This window comes from Cobetia sp. 1AS1, from assembly GCF_029846435.1.
Classification (GTDB): Bacteria; Pseudomonadota; Gammaproteobacteria; order Pseudomonadales; family Halomonadaceae; genus Cobetia; species Cobetia amphilecti.
In genome coordinates this window covers 28,341-44,617 of the sequence record NZ_JARWKU010000002.1, presented here as the reverse complement: position 1 = coordinate 44,617, position 16,277 = coordinate 28,341, and the positions used below count along the sequence as shown (strand labels likewise).

General features: G+C 60.9%; 17 protein-coding genes. 8 read left to right on the top strand and 9 right to left on the bottom strand.

The genetic code is table 11. The features are described 5' to 3' along the window. Window positions 1-299: 299 nt before the first annotated feature. Window positions 300-2,327, bottom strand: a complete 2,028-nt coding sequence (gene betT, locus QD280_RS04040) for a choline BCCT transporter BetT (protein ID WP_153635745.1) — start codon at window positions 2,325-2,327, stop codon at window positions 300-302. Between the two features lie 267 nt (window positions 2,328-2,594). On the opposite strand from betT, the gene QD280_RS04035 reads away from it, so the two are divergent. Beyond that, window positions 2,595-3,152, top strand: a complete 558-nt coding sequence (locus QD280_RS04035; protein WP_225996557.1) for a hypothetical protein — start codon at window positions 2,595-2,597, stop codon at window positions 3,150-3,152. A 149-nt stretch (window positions 3,153-3,301) separates the two neighbouring features. Here QD280_RS04035 and smrA read toward each other — a convergent pair whose 3' ends face one another. The 6 genes from smrA to QD280_RS04005 all read right to left on the bottom strand — a co-directional run bounded on the left by smrA (window position 3,302) and on the right by QD280_RS04005 (window position 9,800). Next, a complete protein-coding gene (gene smrA, locus QD280_RS04030; protein ID WP_279838414.1) occupies window positions 3,302-3,943 on the bottom strand; it encodes a DNA endonuclease SmrA in 642 nt (213 codons plus the stop codon). A 155-nt stretch (window positions 3,944-4,098) separates the two neighbouring features. Next, a complete protein-coding gene (locus QD280_RS04025) occupies window positions 4,099-5,175 on the bottom strand; it encodes an extracellular solute-binding protein (protein WP_279838413.1) in 1,077 nt (358 codons plus the stop codon). A 1-nt stretch (window position 5,176) separates the two neighbouring features. After that, window positions 5,177-5,959 carry a spermidine/putrescine ABC transporter permease PotC gene (gene potC, locus QD280_RS04020; protein WP_043333579.1) on the bottom strand — a complete coding sequence of 261 codons (783 nt, stop codon included), beginning with the start codon at window positions 5,957-5,959 and terminating at the stop codon, window positions 5,177-5,179. Further along, on the bottom strand, window positions 5,956-6,837 hold the full coding sequence (potB, locus tag QD280_RS04015) for a spermidine/putrescine ABC transporter permease PotB (RefSeq protein ID WP_043333577.1): 882 nt from the start codon (window positions 6,835-6,837) through the stop codon (window positions 5,956-5,958). The genes potC and potB overlap by 4 nt, the downstream gene beginning before the upstream one ends. Further along, complete coding sequence (gene potA / locus QD280_RS04010) at window positions 6,834-7,967, bottom strand: spermidine/putrescine ABC transporter ATP-binding protein PotA (protein ID WP_279838412.1); 1,134 nt, start codon at window positions 7,965-7,967, stop codon at window positions 6,834-6,836. Before potA ends, potB begins: the two co-directional genes overlap by 4 nt. Window positions 7,968-8,516: 549 nt before the next feature. Beyond that, window positions 8,517-9,800 carry a YihY family inner membrane protein gene (locus QD280_RS04005; protein WP_279838411.1) on the bottom strand — a complete coding sequence of 428 codons (1,284 nt, stop codon included), beginning with the start codon at window positions 9,798-9,800 and terminating at the stop codon, window positions 8,517-8,519. Between the two features lie 105 nt (window positions 9,801-9,905). Here QD280_RS04005 and QD280_RS04000 point away from each other — a divergent pair, with 105 nt between their 5' ends. The 4 genes from QD280_RS04000 (at window position 9,906) to QD280_RS03985 (ending at window position 12,142) form a co-directional block, all read left to right on the top strand. Next, the gene (locus QD280_RS04000) at window positions 9,906-10,265 is read left to right on the top strand and encodes an arsenate reductase family protein (protein ID WP_192838762.1); all 360 of its coding nucleotides are present in this window, start codon (window positions 9,906-9,908) and stop codon (window positions 10,263-10,265) included. Between the two features lie 76 nt (window positions 10,266-10,341). Further along, entirely contained in the window at window positions 10,342-10,974 is a 633-nt protein-coding gene (gene wrbA, locus QD280_RS03995; protein WP_043333572.1) for an NAD(P)H:quinone oxidoreductase, read from the top strand. Continuing rightward, on the top strand, window positions 10,975-11,382 hold the full coding sequence (locus QD280_RS03990) for a DUF2069 domain-containing protein (protein WP_279838409.1): 408 nt from the start codon (window positions 10,975-10,977) through the stop codon (window positions 11,380-11,382). Window positions 11,383-11,653: 271 nt separating this feature from the next. Further along, on the top strand, window positions 11,654-12,142 hold the full coding sequence (locus QD280_RS03985; RefSeq protein ID WP_172978663.1) for a cytochrome c: 489 nt from the start codon (window positions 11,654-11,656) through the stop codon (window positions 12,140-12,142). A 136-nt stretch (window positions 12,143-12,278) separates the two neighbouring features. On the opposite strand, the gene QD280_RS03980 is transcribed toward QD280_RS03985, so the two are convergent. Further along, entirely contained in the window at window positions 12,279-13,037 is a 759-nt protein-coding gene (locus QD280_RS03980; protein WP_279833717.1) for a cytochrome b/b6 domain-containing protein, read from the bottom strand. Between the two features lie 339 nt (window positions 13,038-13,376). Between QD280_RS03980 and QD280_RS03975 the strand changes: the two genes are divergently transcribed. The 3 genes from QD280_RS03975 (at window position 13,377) to pdxH (ending at window position 15,359) form a co-directional block, all read left to right on the top strand. Further along, on the top strand, window positions 13,377-14,267 hold the full coding sequence (locus QD280_RS03975) for an AzlC family ABC transporter permease (protein WP_279838408.1): 891 nt from the start codon (window positions 13,377-13,379) through the stop codon (window positions 14,265-14,267). Continuing rightward, the gene (locus QD280_RS03970; protein WP_279838407.1) at window positions 14,264-14,638 is read left to right on the top strand and encodes an AzlD domain-containing protein; all 375 of its coding nucleotides are present in this window, start codon (window positions 14,264-14,266) and stop codon (window positions 14,636-14,638) included. Before QD280_RS03975 ends, QD280_RS03970 begins: the two co-directional genes overlap by 4 nt. Before the next feature lie 70 nt (window positions 14,639-14,708). Then, the gene (gene pdxH / locus QD280_RS03965) at window positions 14,709-15,359 is read left to right on the top strand and encodes a pyridoxamine 5'-phosphate oxidase (protein WP_279838406.1); all 651 of its coding nucleotides are present in this window, start codon (window positions 14,709-14,711) and stop codon (window positions 15,357-15,359) included. A 191-nt stretch (window positions 15,360-15,550) separates the two neighbouring features. Here the strand turns inward: pdxH and QD280_RS03960 are convergent, their stop codons facing one another. After that, window positions 15,551-16,087, bottom strand: coding sequence for a hypothetical protein (locus QD280_RS03960; RefSeq protein ID WP_279838405.1), 537 nt, complete (start codon window positions 16,085-16,087; stop codon window positions 15,551-15,553). Between the last annotated feature and the right edge of the window lie 190 nt (window positions 16,088-16,277).

The following is a 16,277-nucleotide window of genomic DNA, read 5'->3' as shown; positions in this document are numbered from 1 at the left end:
CGACAACACCACGGCATGTCATCTGACCCCAGCCGATATGCGACTTTGTGGGGAGAGTCCATGCTATAGGCCCCCCGCTTGCGAGACCAATAAGATCTCGACGCCGCCTGGATAAGCAGAGCTAATGCCTGAGCCGAGAAAAAGAGGCCTCACATTGCGGCGTCTTTCGGCAGATGTCCTATCCAGGCCGCATCCTTCAGGGAACCTCATCCAGACAGACAAAAGCCCCCGGCGGATCTCTCCACAAGGGGCTCTTGCGTCATGGCGACGCGTGAAGCGTCACTGACTGCCCGCTCGGATCATTGACCGACGGACTGGCTCAGACGCAGCTGGTGCAGGTAGTGCATATGACGCTCGTACTGCTCGAGCAGATCATTGATGACCTGGTCCTTGCTGTAGCCCATCAGGTCATAGGACTGACCGCCTTCCTTGAGGAAGACTTCGGCACGACAGTAGTCCTCTTCATCCCCCTCGTCTTCCTGGTCCAGATTGAGGTCCGGACGCAGGTGAGAGCGAATGCGCACGCCGTAGATGAAGTCATCTTCCTCACCGTGGCGTGCATTGAAGTAGACACGATCACGGCTGATGGTGACATCGACTTCCAGTCCCTGGCTGCGCAGCTCTTCAGCCAGCTCCTGCATGCCTTCCGCGACTGTGCCGCGCAGGAAGCCACGTACCATGGCGCGCGTCGGGAAGCTCATCAGGTGCTGGGCACGCTTGCGCCAGTTGCCCTTCTCGCCCATCGGCGTCGCGGCTGCGGTGTTCACCGACAGCGAGCGGCGCTTGACGGACTCGAGATTGAGCTGGCGCAGCAGACCGAAGATCGCGGCCAGCAGGATCATGCCGAACGGCAAGGCGGTGGCGATGGTAGCGGTCTGCAGCGCCCCCAGCCCACCGGCCAGCATCAGCACGATGGCCAAAAGACCCACCGCGAAGGCCCAGTAGATACGCTGCCAGATCGGGGTGTCTTCACGACCACCGGAGGCCAGCATGTCGACCACCATCGAGCCGGAATCCGCCGAGGTGACGAAGAACACGATGACCATCACCAGCGCGATCACCGAGGTGATGGATGACAGCGGCAGCTGCTCGAGGAAGGTGAACAGGGCCAGCGAATAGTTGTCGTTGACGGTATCGACCAGCGCCGTGACGTTCTGCTCCAGAATCATCGAGATGGCGGTGTTGCCGAAGATGGTCATCCACAGCAGGGTGAAACCGGCCGGCACGAACAGCACGCCGATCACGAATTCCCGGATGGTACGGCCACGCGAGACACGCGCGATGAACATGCCGACGAACGGAGACCAGGACATCCACCAACCCCAGTAGAGCAGTGTCCAGCCACCGATCCAGTCATTGGGTTCGTAGGCGTAGAGTTCGAAGGTCTTGCCGACGATATCGGCCATGTAGAAGCCGGAATTCTGGACGAACGCCTTGAGCAGGAAGGCGGTCGGGCCGAGCAGCAGCACGAACAGCAACAGCACCACGGCAAGGCCGAGGTTGATCTCGGACAGGATACGGATGCCCTTGTCCAAGCCGGTCACGACCGAGATGGTGGCAAGGCCGGTGATCACGACGATGATCGCGACCTGGGTCCAGTCGTTGTTCGGCATGCCGGTCAGGTGCGAGAGCCCGGCATTGACCTGTGCCACACCGTAGCCCAGCGTGGTGGCGACACCACAGACAGTGCCGACGATGGCGAAGATGTCCACCGCATGGCCGATCGGACCGTAGATGCGCTTGCCGATCAGAGGATACAAGGCACTGCGCAGCGTCAGCGGCAGGTCATGGCGATAGCTGAAGTAGGCCAGAATCAGCGCGACGATGGCGTAGATCGACCAGGCATGCAGCCCCCAGTGGAAGAAGGTCAGCTTCATCGCTTCACGCGCGGTCTCGACCTGCTCCGGGGTGCCCGTCGGCGGATTGAGGAAGTGCATCACCGGCTCGGCCACGCCGAAGAACATCAGGCCGATGCCCATGCCCGCCGAGAACAGCATCGCGAACCAGGTGACGTTGCTGTAGTCCGGCAGTGAGTGGTCCGGCCCCAGGCGAATCTCGCCATGGCGTGAGAAGCCGACATACACCACCGAGATCAGCACGATGGCCACGCACAGGATGTAGAACCAGCTCACGGTGTTGGTGATCCAATGCTGGACCGACTCGAACACGGACATGGCCGTGTCCGAGAACACCGCGGTGAAGATCACCAATAACAGGATGATGGCATTCGCGCCGAAGAAGACCGGCGGGTTGACCTTGGCAAACAAGCCGGTGCGCGGCTCGGCACTGGCATCTTCGCCACCGCCCGCTGCAGGGGTATTGCGCATGGAGATTTCCTTGTGAGTGTCCGGGAGAGACGCCGTGAGCTGTCTCGGCGCCCTGCTGGCAAACAACACTATAATGAAAAAACATGATCAGATTGCGCGCGGATAATATCACCTAATGCCTACATGACCAATGTCTTGTCCAACTACCGTCCAACTTCTCGGCGCACACATGGCGCAGGATGCCATTTGTTTTCTTGATGCTTGCACGCTGGCACCCAACGTCATCGGCACACTCAAATGCCATGCTGGTCACACAGGAGTAAACGCATGAGTCGCAATCGTCATTCCGGCAAGGGCCCCCTGCGCGCGCTCGCGCTGTCTCTCGCCCTGTTGAGTGCCCTGCCGACCACGTCCGCCATGGCGGGCCCGGGGCATGGGCGCTTCGATGGGCCGGGCTACATAGGCCCCGAGATCGTGATCGGGCATGGTGAGCCCGGTCGGCTGATTCGCTGGGCACCGGGTGGCCCGGGGCACGGTCATGGCCTGCCCGCAGGGGCGCGCGGTGTCTGGGTGGGCGCTACGCTGTATTTCCTGGCGGCAGGCACCTATTACCTGTGGGAAGAGAGTCAGCAGCAGTATCTGCCGGTCCAGGCCCCCGCTCAGGCGACACTCACGGCCGCGGCAGTCGATGTCATCGCCTACCCCACCAAGGGCCAGAGCGAAGACCAGCAAGCGCGTGATCGCTATGAGTGCCATCGCTGGGCCAATCAGCAGAGTGGCGCCGAAGCCAATTCCGCGGCGCCGCCCGTGACCGCCAGCAACGCAGACACCTATCGCCGCGCGCTGAGTGCCTGCTTCACCGGTCGCGGTTACAGCGTGCAATAGTCAGCTTGAATCATGAGCATGAAAAAGCCCCGCCAGCTCGCGATGATCGCGGCCTGGCGGGGCTTTCTTGTGTCCATCGTCGGCTTTCTGTCGTCTGATTTGACTGCTTGCGGGATTTGACTGCTTGCGGGATTTGCTGCTCGTGGCGATCAGCCGCGCCGCTTCTGATGGCGTTCGCGGTTGTTGTCACGCGCCGTGCGGGATTTGCGCAACATCACCAACGTCGCCCCCAACCCACCGTGGCGCGGCGTGGCACTGCTCCAGGCCTGCACCTCGGGCATCTGCTCCAGCCAGTGCACCAGGTAGGCACGAATCAAGGCGGCATGCGATTCGCTGTCACGCCCCTTGCCATGAATCACCAGCAGGCAACGCAACTCGCTGCGCCAGGCGTCCTGGATGAAGCGATGCACCTCACGCCGACACTCGATGAGCGGACGACGCATCAGATTGAGCTGCGCCTCGGGTGGGTAGCCGCCCTGGCGCAAGCGCTCCAGCACACCGGTCTGGATGCCATCGCGGCGAAACTCGACCGGGTCATGCGGCGAGAGATGCTCCACGTAGCTGTCGGACAGCCCGTCCAGCTCGTTGCCCAGGGTCTTCTGCGCGTCTTCACGCCGTGCCAGCTGAGCCTCGCTGGGGCCCTTGCGGGCCGTGGTGACATCGGCGCGGTCCTTGCCGCGCGTCAGGGGAGCAACGCCTTGCATCTCACGACTGAACAGATCATCCGCCTCGGCACTGCTCAACTCACGGGCATGCGCCGCCGACATCATTGCACGGGAAAAACGTGACATGGCACCCTCCAGTCTTCACCAGGACGTGTCAATTACGTGGAGCGCGCAGTCAAGGTCGACAAACGACGACGCCCCTAGACAGAGCATGCCTCGGGGCGTCGGTTCAGCTCAAGTCGCTGACGTGATTTCTTGCGTCATCACGCCTCAAGGGCGGATCAATGCCCGGTCTTGAGCTGCTCCCAGTACTTCTGATAGATCGACAGCGCATCGCCGACATCGGTCTGGAATTCGCCGCGGGCGAGATCCTGCTGAGTCGGGAAGACCACCGGGTTGTCACGCACTTCCGGGTCCATCATGTTCTTGGCCGCCAGGCTCGGCGTGGTGTAACCCACGTACTCGCTGATTTCCTTGCTGACTTCCGGGCTGATCAGGTAATCGATGAACTGATAGGCCGCATCGACGTGACGCGCGTTGGACGGAATCGTCATGGTGTCCATCCACAGGATGATGCCTTCCTTGGGATAGACATACTCGACCGGCACGCCTTCCTGGTTGGCCTGATAGACCTCACCGTTCCAGATCAGGCCGGCATCGACCTCGCCCTGCATGAAGGGCACGCGCGCCGCATCGGAGTTGAAGGCACGCACGTTGGGCATCAGCTGGGTCAGCTTCTCGTAGGCCGCCTTGATCTCGTCCGGGTCCGTGGTGTTGCCGCTGAAGCCGAGGCTTGCCAGTGCGACATGGAAGACTTCGCGCATGTCGTTGGAGAGCAGCAGCTTGTCACGATACTTGTCGTTCCACAGATCGTTCCAGCTGGTCAGCGCGCCCTCTTCGACATAGTCCGGGTTGTAACCGATACCGGCGCTGCCCCACATGTAAGGCACGCTGTACTGGTTGCCCTTGTCGAAGTCACGATCGACCAGGTTGGGGTCGAGGTCCTCGAAATGGTCGAGCTTGCTGACATCCAGCTTCTGCAGCAGACCTTCACGCGCCATCTTGTCGATGTAATAGGTCGACGGGAAGACGAGGTCGTAGCTGTTGTCGCTGTCCAGCAGCTTGAGCTTGGCGTACATCGCTTCGTTGGAATCGAAGGTGGAGTAGACGACATCGATGCCGGTCTGCTCTTCGAAGCGCTCGATGACCTCATCGGGCATGTACTCGGTCCAGTTGTAGACGTAGAGGACCTTGTCGCTGTCATCCGCGGCCAGAACGGGGGCGGATGTGGCCACGGAAGCCAGGCTGACGGCAGCCATCAGGCCAGCGGCGCGCAGCGGGAAACGGGTACCTTGCATGTTATTTTTTCTCCTTGAGCAACAACTGTGAAATCAACAGCAGACAGAGCGACAGCCCCAACAACAGGGTTGCCAATGCATTCACTTCAGGCTTGAGCCCCAGTCGCACCATCGAGTAGATGCGCAGCGGCAGCACCTCGAAGGTCGGCCCGGTGACGAAGGTCGAGATCACCACATCATCCAGCGACAGGGTGAAGCTCAGCAGCCAGCCGGAGGCGATCGCCGGCATCAGCGCCGGTACCAGCACGTGCCAGACGGCGCGGGCTTCACTGGCACCGAGATCACGCGCCGCTTCCAGCAACTGCGGGTTGATGCCCGTCAGGCGGGAATAGACGGTGATCACCACGAACGGCAGACAGAAGGTGGCGTGCGAGACCAGCAGCGAGAAATAGCCCAGCTGGATACCCAGCGCAATGAACAGCGCCAGGAAGGCGATCGCCATCACGATGTCCGGCATCATCATCACCGTGAACAGCATGCCATTGAGCAGCGGCTTGCCGCGGAAGCGATAGCGGTAAAGCGCAGTGGCCGTCAGCGTGCCGATCAGGGTCGCCAGCGTCGCCGCCGTCACCCCGAGCCACAGCGTATTGAGCGCAGCCTCCATCAGATTGCCATTGCCCAGCAGCTTGTCGTACCAGCGCAGGCTGAAGCCGCCCCACACGAAGGGGTTGCGTGAATCATTGAACGAGATGCCGATCAACACCAGGATCGGCACATACAACAGCGTGAAGATCAGCGTCAGATAACAGCGGCTGAACCAACGCAGCGCGGCGCTCGCCTTCATAGGGTCACCTCACGCTTGAAGAGCTTGACGCTGCGGTAATAGGCCAGCAGCAGGAACGCCATCACCAGCGTCAGCATCACGCTGATCGCCGCGCCGAAGGTCCAGTTGTTGGCCTCCAGGAACTGACCCTTGATGATGTTGCCGATCAGCGGATGGCGCGAGCCACCCAGCAGGTCCGAGACATAGAACATGCCCATCGCCGGCAGGAACACCAGCAGCACGCCCGCGATGATGCCCGGCATGGTCAGCGGCAGCACGATATGGCGGAAGGTGGCCAGGCCATTGGCACCAAGGTCGCGGGCCGCCTCCAGCGTCGGGCGGCTCAGCTGCTCGAAGACGGCATACAGCGGCAGGATCATGAACGGCAGCAGCATGTAGACCAGCCCCACGATCACCGCCTCCTCGGTATACAGCAGACGCAGCGGCGCATCGATCAGGCCGAGATTCATCAGCACATCATTGAGCAGCCCGCGCGTCGCGATCAGCGTGCGCAGGGCATAGATGCGGATCAGCGAGTTGGTCCAGAACGGAATGATCACCAGCAGCAGCAGCAAGGGCTGCAGGCGCGGGCTGGCCCGCGAGATCATCCACGCGAAGGGATAGCCGAGCAGCAGACAGATCAGCGTCGTGATCAGGCCGATCCACAGCGAATGGCCGAAGACGCTCAGGTACACCGGGCTGATCATCTGGCCATAGTTGGTCAGAAAGCCCTGCCACAGCGTGCTCAGCGACAGCTCACCGCCCAGCAGCTGACCGGTGTTTTCCGGCATCAGACTGACCAGTACCACCAACAACGTCGGAGCCAGCACCAGCACGATCAGCCAGCCCCAGATGATGGTCAGGGTGGCGGTCTTGAAGGGGTTGCGCACCAGACTCATGCACCCGCCCCCGTCACGGCCGGCTCATCATCGGGCAGGATGATCTCCCAGTCCGGCACCCAGCTGACGCGCACGCGCTCGCCGAGTCGGTAATCGAAGTCAGGGTCATCCTCGTCGAAGAACTCGCTGGCCAACAACTGCTGACCGCTGTCGAGCTCCAGCAGCGTGTCTAGGGTCATGCCCTTGTAGTTGCGCTCGATGACACGCGCCGGAAAACCTTCGCTGTCCTCGGCACCCTTGAGTCGCATGTCTTCCGGGCGCAGCAGCACCTGCACCGCCTCTCCGCCCTGATAGGTGCGGCCATGGCTGCTGAGTTCAAGCGTCTGACCGAGCAGCGTGATCTCGATGCGCCCGGCCGTCGCCGCGGGGCGCACGACCTGCGCCGCCAGCTGGTTGATCTCACCGACGAAGCGCGCCACGAACAGCGTGCTCGGCGATTCATAGACCTCACGCGGCGTACCGATCTGCTCGATGCCGCCTTCGCGCATCACCACCACGCGATCGGACATCGACAGCGCCTCTTCCTGATCGTGGGTGACGAACACGAAGGTGATGCCCAGGCGACGCTGCAGGCGCTTGAGCTCGTTCTGCATCTGCTTGCGCAGCTTGTAATCCAGCGCCGACAGCGGTTCATCGAGCAGCAGGACGCGGGGTCGCTTGACCACGGCGCGGGCAATCGCGACGCGCTGCTGCTGCCCGCCGGAGAGCTGGTCCGGGCGGCGGTCCGACAGATGGGCCAGTTGCACCATCTCCAGCGCTTCGCGCACCCGCTCATGAATCTCGGCCTTGGCGACCTTTTCCATGCGCAGGCCAAAGGCCACGTTGTCATAGAGGTTCATATGCGGAAACAGCGCATAGCTCTGGAAGACGGTGTTGACCGGGCGCTGGTGAGCGGGACGCTCATGCAAGGCCGTCGACTCGAGCGTGATGGTGCCGCTATCCGGCGATTCGAAGCCGGCGATCATTCTCAGCACGGTGGTCTTGCCGCAACCGGACGGGCCCAGCAGCGTGACGAACTCACCATCGTTCAAATCCAGGTCAAGGCTGTCCAACACCTTGCGATCACCAAAGGTCTTGGAAATGCCACGCAGCTTGACCAGCGGGGCCTTCTCAGGAGCAGAGCTTTTCATCGGCGGGTTGTCACCTCCAGCGGGCGCCGCGAACGGCGCCCTCATGCATGTCAGGCGCGCCAGGGACTGGCACGCCACATTGTCAATTCCATCGTGCCTGGCCACCGGTAGACTGCCAGCTCTCGCCTCGCCGCTCGCTTTGGCGCTGGCGCACAGGTCGCGCAAAGGTCACATCAGACAGCGGGAAGGCGCCGTCGCCAGTCTGGCATGCGAACCTTTCACTTGCGTGTCTGTCCGGCGAGCCGCCGCCAGCTGACCTGCCTTACTCATGCCTCGACCACGCCTCACCCTTACCTCGCTCATCCCTCAGTCAGGCTCTCCAGCGTGCAGGCCGAATTGCGGCAAGACAGGCGAGCGGTTCCGGGTTATGCGCGAGAGACAAAGGAAAAGGCCCGAACAGGTGTCGGGCCTTTTCATTGGCGTCATCGCTTTCGGCATCGGGGCATCGGCATCTGCCTCAACCCCCATCGGGGCGAGCAGACGGCACAGGGTGCGCATTCTGCCCATTCGGCATCAGACTGTCACCTTGCAATCGCGTTCCAGTGCCGCTCAGGAAGTCGCAAGTCGCGGATCTTGCGGGTCTTTTTCTTCTTGAGTCATGGCCTCATCACCCACCTCACTGACACTGGGCAGCACCTCGACCAGACCACAGGTCATGCGCTCCTTCTCGGCGGCACGCGCACGCGCCAGCGCCTCACGCAGGGGTTCCAGGCGCGGATGCGGCGCTTCGCCCGCTTCGCCGGCCGGCAGTTCCCATGGCAAGGCGTGCGCCATCTCCCACAGCGAGTATTGACTGAGATCACGCCCGAGCACCCATTGGCCATCCTGGGTCTGGCTGGCGATGTTCTCGGCGATCAGCGGCTTGAGCACACGACGATAACGACTGCCCAACACTTCCGTGAGTCGATCATCGGACAGCGGCTCACCGCGCTCATGGGCATCCTTGAGCAGCATCACGGCGCCGAGGGTCTGCCAGAACGGCGGCCAGCGATGCCAGTCAGCATTGGAGCGCTCACCCATCCAGGCCGCGACTTCCGCCCCCAGCAGCACGATGCACCAGGACAGGAACACCCACAGCAGGAAGAGCGGCACGGCCGCGAAGGCGCCGTAGATTGCCTGATAGGACGGGAAATGCGTCACGTAGAGCGAGAAGCCCGCCTTGGCCAGCTCCAGCGCCAGCGCCGTGGTCAGCGCGCCGACCGCGGCGTCACGCAGGCGAACCTTGCAGTTGGGCACCGCGGCATAGATGAAGGTGAAGGCCGCAGCGCTCAACAGCGGCGGCAACAGACGCAGCAACAGGGCCTTGCCGCCCAGCATCTCGGCGGCCGAGTCGAAGAAGGACAGCGAGGTCAGAAAGGACGACAGCAAAAAGCCCGAGCCCAGCATCAGCGGCCCCAGCGTCAGGACGGCCCAGTACATCAGGAAGCTCGACAGTCCCTTGCGCCCTTCCGGCACCTGCCAGATGGCATTGAAGGCGCCTTCGATGGTGATCATCATCATCACCGAGGTCACGAACAGGAAGATCAGACCCACCGAGGTCAGATTGCGCGCCTGACCGGAGAACTCGTTGAGGTACTCGAGCACCGTGGCGCCGGTCGAAGGCAGAAACTGGGAGAACACCGTGGTCTGCAGTTGATCGCCCACGCCGTCGAAACTCGGAATGACGGCGAACATCGCATAAATGACCGTCATCAAGGGCACGATGGCGAACAGCGTCGTATAGGTCAGTGCCGACGCGGTCTTCTTGCCGTCGTGATAGTTGAAACGTGATACCAGCTTGAGGATGACGCCGATGGCGAGCATGACCCGCGAGATCCCTGGCAGTTGTGGCATTCTTGTGCGCCCCTCTACAATGCGTGCCTGATTCATTCGCCACCGCCGGCCATGGCCAGTAGCGCTTGCGTGAAACCCATCACCTGTCCGGAAACGGAGACAGTCATGTCAATATTGAAACTCTACCATAACCCACGCTGCTCCAAGTCACGGGAAACACTGGCGCTTTTGACCGCGCGCCTCGAGGGCGATGCCTTCGAGACCGTCCGCTACCTGGAAGCCCCCCTCGATCGTGAGCAGCTCGAGGCCCTGGCCGCCCGAGTGGAAGGCGGCGCGCGGGCTCTGACCCGTGAGAACGAAGCCGAGTGGAAGGCACTGGGTCTTGTAGACCCCAGCGATTCGCAACGCCTTGACGCGATTTCCGCAACGCCGAAATTGATGCAGCGGCCGATTCTCGATGATGGCACGCGTGCCGTCATCGGTCGCCCGCCCGAAGATGTGCTGGTGCTGTTGAGCGACGCCTGATTCCCTGATGACAGGGTGTGCTCACGCAAGCCCCGCTTGCCCCTTTCGATAGATTGTCATCCACCTGAGGAAGCTCATGTCCGCAACGACCCCCGACGCGACGCCGTACGTCCTCGTCCTCTATTACTCGCGCCATGGTGCGACCCGCACGCTGGCCGAGCAGATCGCCGCCGGTATCGAGTCCATCAGCGGTGTCGAGGCACGCCTGCGCCGGGTGCCCGAGATCTCGGCCACCTGCGAGCAGACCGAGCCGGAAATCCCCGACAGCGGGGCCATGTATGTCGAGCTGGACGACCTGCGTCACTGTTCGGGCCTCGCGCTGGGCAGCCCGACCCGCTTCGGCAACATGGCGGCGCCGCTCAAGTACTTCCTGGACTCCACCAGTGAGCTGTGGATGAACGGCGCCTTGATCGACAAGCCCGCCACTGCCTTCAGTGCCTCAAGCTCTCTGCATGGCGGTCAGGAGACCACACTGATCACCATGCTGATCCCGCTGCTGCATCATGGCATGGTGTATGCCGGTGTGCCCTACAGCGCCACCGAGTTGCTCGAGACCACCCAGGGCGGCACGCCCTACGGCACGACCCACGTCAGCGGCAAGCGTGGGGACAACGATGTCGATGACAACGAACAGCGCCTGGCACTGGCGCAAGGCAAGCGTATCGCTCGCCTGGCCCTTGCCATGCAACCTCTCAGGGAGACGAAATAGATGCGCGCCTGGCTTGAACGACTGGAACGTGACCAGGGTCTCGACACGCTCGAAGCCAAGAGCCGTCGCGGTGTGATCGCAAGTTTTGCGGCCGTCGCCCTGCTGCTGCTGATCGGCGGCATTCAGCTGATGGCGCAGAGCGAGAACAGCGGCCTGCTGCCGCTGTTGATCCGCCTGCTGCCCATCGCACTGTTTCTGCCCGCCATCTTCACCCGCCGGGCACGTGGTCATGTCTGGCTGGCCTTCGTCAGCCTGCTCTACATCATGCAGGGCGTGATGCTGGCCGGTGTGCCTGGCCACGCCGTCATCGGCGTACTGGAAGCACTGGCGGCGCTGGGGCTGTTCATTTCCAGCATGGCTTACGCCCGTTTCCGCTCGCGCAACCTCAAGCGTCAGCCGCAGGCCTGATCAAGCCCTGGCCTCTCCATTGCCCGCCCTTCTCGTCGTGCCTTGTTCGGCTATAATAGCCGACTAAAATAGGCGACTAGAATAGCCGTAAAAAAGCCGACTAGAATGGCGGGTATCGGTTTGCGCCTTCCCACGGCGGTTTGCCGCTTTCCCCATCGCTCCCCACCGTTTCTTCCAGCGTGTCTCCTCAACCATCGCGAGCCGCCCATGCGGTATCGGCTTTGCGAGTTGACCACAGCGAGGCTTTGCCATGATCGGCCTGACAACACACTTGTCTTTTCCGCGCCCTGCGGGCGTATCGCGCAACCGCCTGACCACTGGCGTGCTGGCGGCTGGCGTGGTGCTTGCCAGCCTGTTGGCGTCGCCTGCGGCACTGGCTGACAAGACGGAAGATGCCATCCAGTATCGCCAGGCAGTCTTCCAGACGCTGGCATGGCAGTTCAGTCCGATGGGCGCGATGGTCAAGGGCAAGCAGGATTATGATGCCGAGGAGTTTCGCACTCGCGCCGAGCGACTGGCACTGTTGGCGCAGATGCCATGGGAGGGCTTCATCGCCGGTTCCTACGACGGTGATACCGACGCGCTGAGCAAGATAGAGAGCGACCGTGCAGGCTTCGACAAGCGTGCAGAGGCGCTGATGACCCAGAGCCGGGCATTGGCCGACGCCGCCGCCAGTCAGGACCTTGACGCCCTGCGCAGCCAGTTCGTCGAGACAGCCAAGACCTGCAAGGGCTGTCATCAGCAGTATCGCGCTGACTGATATAGCCAAAGCTCCGTCAAGATGCAAAAGCGCCGCCATGAGATTGCTCGTGGCGGCGCTTTTGCGTCTTGGCATACATGAGGGCGAAAGTGAGAGTAAAAGTCAGAGCGAAAGCATGAGTGGAAGCGAGCAGAGCTTACGGCAACTGTGCCCCCTGCCAGATGACCAGAACGGCAATACCGATCGCCAACCCCAGTGCGAGCCACCTGCGTGGGCGTAAAGGTGGCACTGGCTCGCCCTCATCCACTACCGATTCATCGCGCCTGAAATGCTTGCGGCCATGCACCATCGCCCAGATCAACCATTCACCGCGCAGACCATGCCAGACGATGGCCATCAGATGCAGGGAGATCAGCCCCCACAGCAGCGTGATATTGGTGTGATGCACCCAGGCCAGCCCCTCGGCGACACTCGTTGAGACCCGGTCATGCAGGGGCCCTTCGAACAGCAGATCATCGGTCAGAAACAGCCCGCTCGATCCCTGAATCGCCAGCACCAGCAACATGGCCAGCGTCATCCAGCCCCCCAGGGGGTTATGGCCTGCATGGCGTGGCGCGCGCCCCGCCAGAAAGTCAGCGGCGTAGCGCCAGGTCGTGCGCGGTGACGCCACGAAGCGGCTGAAGCGAGCATGCCCGGTGCCCACCAGGCCCCAGATGACGCGAAATACTACCAGCCCGATCACGCAATATCCCAACCGTGCGTGCCAGACCATCGGAAAATCGAGCCCTGCACCTACCTCGGCGGTGTACCACATGCCGATGATCGCCAGAATCAGCAGCAGGTGAAACAGCCGGATGGCCAGCCCCCAGATCACGACACTGCGCAGCGGCGAAGGCACGCCCTGATCAAGAAGCACCGTCTCAGACGAGGAATTGCGGAATCGGTTCGAACTCATCCTGATGACTCCCTCAGCGAATGAACCTTTGATGGCACGACACGCGGCCAGGCAGCGATAGACAGCCAATACGTGGCTACAGGCCAGTATAGGTGGCCATGACCTGGCGATTCACGGTAAATCAATCCATCGCAACGCCATGAGACATGTGAAATATCAGAAATGAAGCGCTGATTCAGCACTTTCCACTGCCAGCTGCCACCTTGGCAGCATCGCCTGACGCTTGATGACATTATATGCTGCGTAGATTGTCTGCGGCTTGTGGGGGCTCGGCCTCTTGAAGGTCCCCTGCATGTGTCGCCCGTCTTCACCCCGCCTGCGCAGAACGGAACTCTCGCCATGCCATCGCCTTCCACGGCCAGTACCTCGCACGCCTCCCGGGACGACACCGCCGGTGCGGGCTCTCCTCCCCGGCATCCCGTCAGCGGTCGCCACCTATGGCAACAGGCACTCAACCAGACCCTGCCGGTGATGTTCGGCTATATCCCGCTGGGCGCTGCCTTCGGCGTACTGTTCACCCAGCTACCGTTGAGCCCCTGGCTGGGCCTTCTCATGTCACTGGTCATCCTGGCCGGGGCCGGCCAGTTCCTGGCGGTGGCATTGCTTGGTGCAGGCGCCGGCATCACCGAGGTCTTCGTGGCCACGCTGCTGCTCAATTCGCGCCACCTATTCTACGGCCTGTCGCTGCTGGAGCGCTTTCGCGCGGCGGGGCTTGGCAAGCTCTATCTCATCTTCGGGCTGACCGATGAAACCTACTCACTGCTGGCCAGCCTGCCGCGCAGCGGCGAACGCGATGATCCGGTGGCGCGCCGTGATGACCAGCGCCTGATGTTGCGCATCACCTTCCTCAACCAATCCTGGTGGGTACTGGGGACGCTGCTGGGGCTGGCAGCCGGACAGCTCAGCTTTGACAGCAGCGGCATCGAGTTCGCGTTGACGGCGCTGTTCGTGGTGCTGGGCATCGAACAGTGGTTCGCCCTGCGCGAGCGCTGGCCCTTCATGCTCGGCCTGGTGGTCACGCTCACGGGCCTGTGGCTGTTGCCGGAAGATCAGCTGTTGCTGGGCAGCATCGCGGCAGCCTGCGCTCTCCTGCTGGGGCAGTATCATTACCAGCGTGGCAAACATCAGCCACACGTCACGCCTGCCCCGCGTGACGATCATCACCATCAAGGCAAGTCTGGCGCGCGCCAGACTGAGCACAAACAAGCCTCGGAGCACACCACCCCATGACGACCCTGCAGGCCTTGCTGTTGATCGCCGTGTCAGCCGGTGCGACCTTCGCCACGCGCGCGCTGCCCTTCGTGTTCCTGTCCCGCCATTCGGCCCATCCGCTGATTCTGCACATGGGCCGCTATCTGCCGGCCATCGTCATGGTCGTGCTGATCATCGTCTCGCTGTCGGCCATGCAACTGCCTGACATGTCAGAGTCCGCGCACCGCATCTCGGCCTGGCAAAGCTGGCTTGAGAGCGCCGAGGGCGCCGGCATGCTGGTCGCGGCCCTCTGCGTGGCGGGACTGCATCTGTGGCGACGCAATGCGCTGCTCTCGATTGCCGTCGGCACCGGGCTTTACATGACGTGGCTGCAGCTGGGCGGTGTCTGAGGCTTGCGATCCAGCACGTGAGCGGTCACAGTCATGTCATTACATGAGCAATTCATCAAGGGAGCCCACCATGAACCGCGATATCGCCGATGTGCGCAGAACCTATTCCGGTGATGGCCTGAGCCTTGCGAACACGCCGCTGGAGCCCTTCGAGCTGTTTCAGGAGTGGTTGACCAGCGCCCTGTCCGCCGATGACAACGACGCCAATGCCATGACGCTCTCCACCGTCGACAGCCAGGGCAAGCCGCATGCGCGCATCGTGCTGCTCAAGGGCTGCGACAGTGAAGGCTTCATCTTCTATACCAACTATCAGAGCCACAAGGGCAGCGAACTGGCCAATGTGCCCTTCGCCGCGCTGACCTTCTGGTGGCCCGCGCTGGAGCGCCAGGTGCGTATCGAAGGCAGCGTCGAGAAAGTCGCGGACTCAACCTCCGATCAGTACTTCGCCTCACGCCCCAAGGAGAGCCAGCTGGGCGCCTGGGTCTCGCAGCAGAGTGTCGAGATCCCTGATCGCGAATGGCTCAGTGAGCGTCAGGGTCGCTTCGAGCAGGTCTATGCCACCACCGAGGTACCACGTCCGGAGCATTGGGGCGGCTACCGCGTGGTGCCGGAGATGATCGAATTCTGGCAGGGGCAGCCCTCGCGCCTGCACGATCGCGTGCGCTACCAGCGCCTGGACACCGAAGACGGCGAATGGCACAAGCAACTGCTGGCGCCTTGATAGAGTCAGCGGGATAGAACAGAAAATTCATTTTAGGGTTTATAAACAAACTTGGGCGCTTAATCATCTCGTTATAAGAAGACAAGCGCCCAAGAAACACTACCATTATAGGCACAGCGTTCAAGACCTAGGCCTAATCAGGCTTATACACCATGCAACTATAACCAACTAGCTCTTTATAATTTATCGCGTTACTCAAATGCAGAAACCAGCCTAGACAACAAAAATGAACTTTCTGGCTTTTCACTATATGTGAGAGTATCGTCTGCATGCTTAACATAATCTTCCTTGATAGCACGATCCAGATTTTGTAATTTATAAATCATATTGGCTACCATTATAGGTTCATCTTCAGTAGAGGTATCATCTATTGTGTCCGTAGTTAACTTGAAATTACTTTCACTTCCAACCCACGACACACCCACACTACCTCTAATTCTGACGCCGTCTTTCCATACAACCGAGCCTGGATCATCTGAATTTTGTATGCTGTTTTGTATTTCAGAAACTACCTTTTCAATATTTCCTGAATATATGGAATTGCCATCCATAACTACTTCTATTTCAGAGAACGCTCGCTGCTCGGCTATTACGCCTATCTTTTTGAATCCTCCATCAAAATGCACTGTAGCATATGTAAGCTCTTCCTTTTTGAATGCTCCAACACTATATAAAATAGTGCCAGAAATAATTAAGGCAACAACTATATTAGAAACTTTCTCTTTCATGAAGCGATCCCTGCGTAAGTTAAAAATGGAGACTACATCCACATCAAACTGAATAAAAACCAACACTCATATTACTCAGGCCAGTAGCCCTAAAATAGTACATTAACACATTAGGAAAAACAATACAGTCAGCCTTTAAATTGCAACCAAGTTATGCGTTAAAATATTTTGGAGCATATGAAATAACGAG

Excerpts from the sequence above, each read along its gene's own strand:
- potA (WP_279838412.1), bottom strand. The coding sequence starts at position 7,967 with ATGAAAAGCTCTGCTCCTGAGAAGGCCCCGCTGGTCAAGCTGCGTGGC.
- QD280_RS03980 (WP_279833717.1), bottom strand. The coding sequence starts at position 13,037 with ATGAGTTCGAACCGATTCCGCAATTCCTCGTCTGAGACGGTGCTTCTT.
- QD280_RS04025 (WP_279838413.1), bottom strand. The coding sequence starts at position 5,175 with ATGCAAGGTACCCGTTTCCCGCTGCGCGCCGCTGGCCTGATGGCTGCC.
- QD280_RS04000 (WP_192838762.1), top strand. The coding sequence starts at position 9,906 with ATGTCAATATTGAAACTCTACCATAACCCACGCTGCTCCAAGTCACGG.
- QD280_RS03990 (WP_279838409.1), top strand. The coding sequence starts at position 10,975 with ATGCGCGCCTGGCTTGAACGACTGGAACGTGACCAGGGTCTCGACACG.
- QD280_RS03960 (WP_279838405.1), bottom strand. The coding sequence starts at position 16,087 with ATGAAAGAGAAAGTTTCTAATATAGTTGTTGCCTTAATTATTTCTGGC.
- betT (WP_153635745.1), bottom strand. The coding sequence starts at position 2,327 with ATGCGCAATACCCCTGCAGCGGGCGGTGGCGAAGATGCCAGTGCCGAG.
- pdxH (WP_279838406.1), top strand. The coding sequence starts at position 14,709 with ATGAACCGCGATATCGCCGATGTGCGCAGAACCTATTCCGGTGATGGC.
- wrbA (WP_043333572.1), top strand. The coding sequence starts at position 10,342 with ATGTCCGCAACGACCCCCGACGCGACGCCGTACGTCCTCGTCCTCTAT.
- QD280_RS03970 (WP_279838407.1), top strand. The coding sequence starts at position 14,264 with ATGACGACCCTGCAGGCCTTGCTGTTGATCGCCGTGTCAGCCGGTGCG.
- QD280_RS03975 (WP_279838408.1), top strand. The coding sequence starts at position 13,377 with ATGCCATCGCCTTCCACGGCCAGTACCTCGCACGCCTCCCGGGACGAC.
- smrA (WP_279838414.1), bottom strand. The coding sequence starts at position 3,943 with ATGTCACGTTTTTCCCGTGCAATGATGTCGGCGGCGCATGCCCGTGAG.
- QD280_RS04035 (WP_225996557.1), top strand. The coding sequence starts at position 2,595 with ATGAGTCGCAATCGTCATTCCGGCAAGGGCCCCCTGCGCGCGCTCGCG.
- potB (WP_043333577.1), bottom strand. The coding sequence starts at position 6,837 with ATGAGTCTGGTGCGCAACCCCTTCAAGACCGCCACCCTGACCATCATC.
- potC (WP_043333579.1), bottom strand. The coding sequence starts at position 5,959 with ATGAAGGCGAGCGCCGCGCTGCGTTGGTTCAGCCGCTGTTATCTGACG.
- QD280_RS04005 (WP_279838411.1), bottom strand. The coding sequence starts at position 9,800 with ATGCCACAACTGCCAGGGATCTCGCGGGTCATGCTCGCCATCGGCGTC.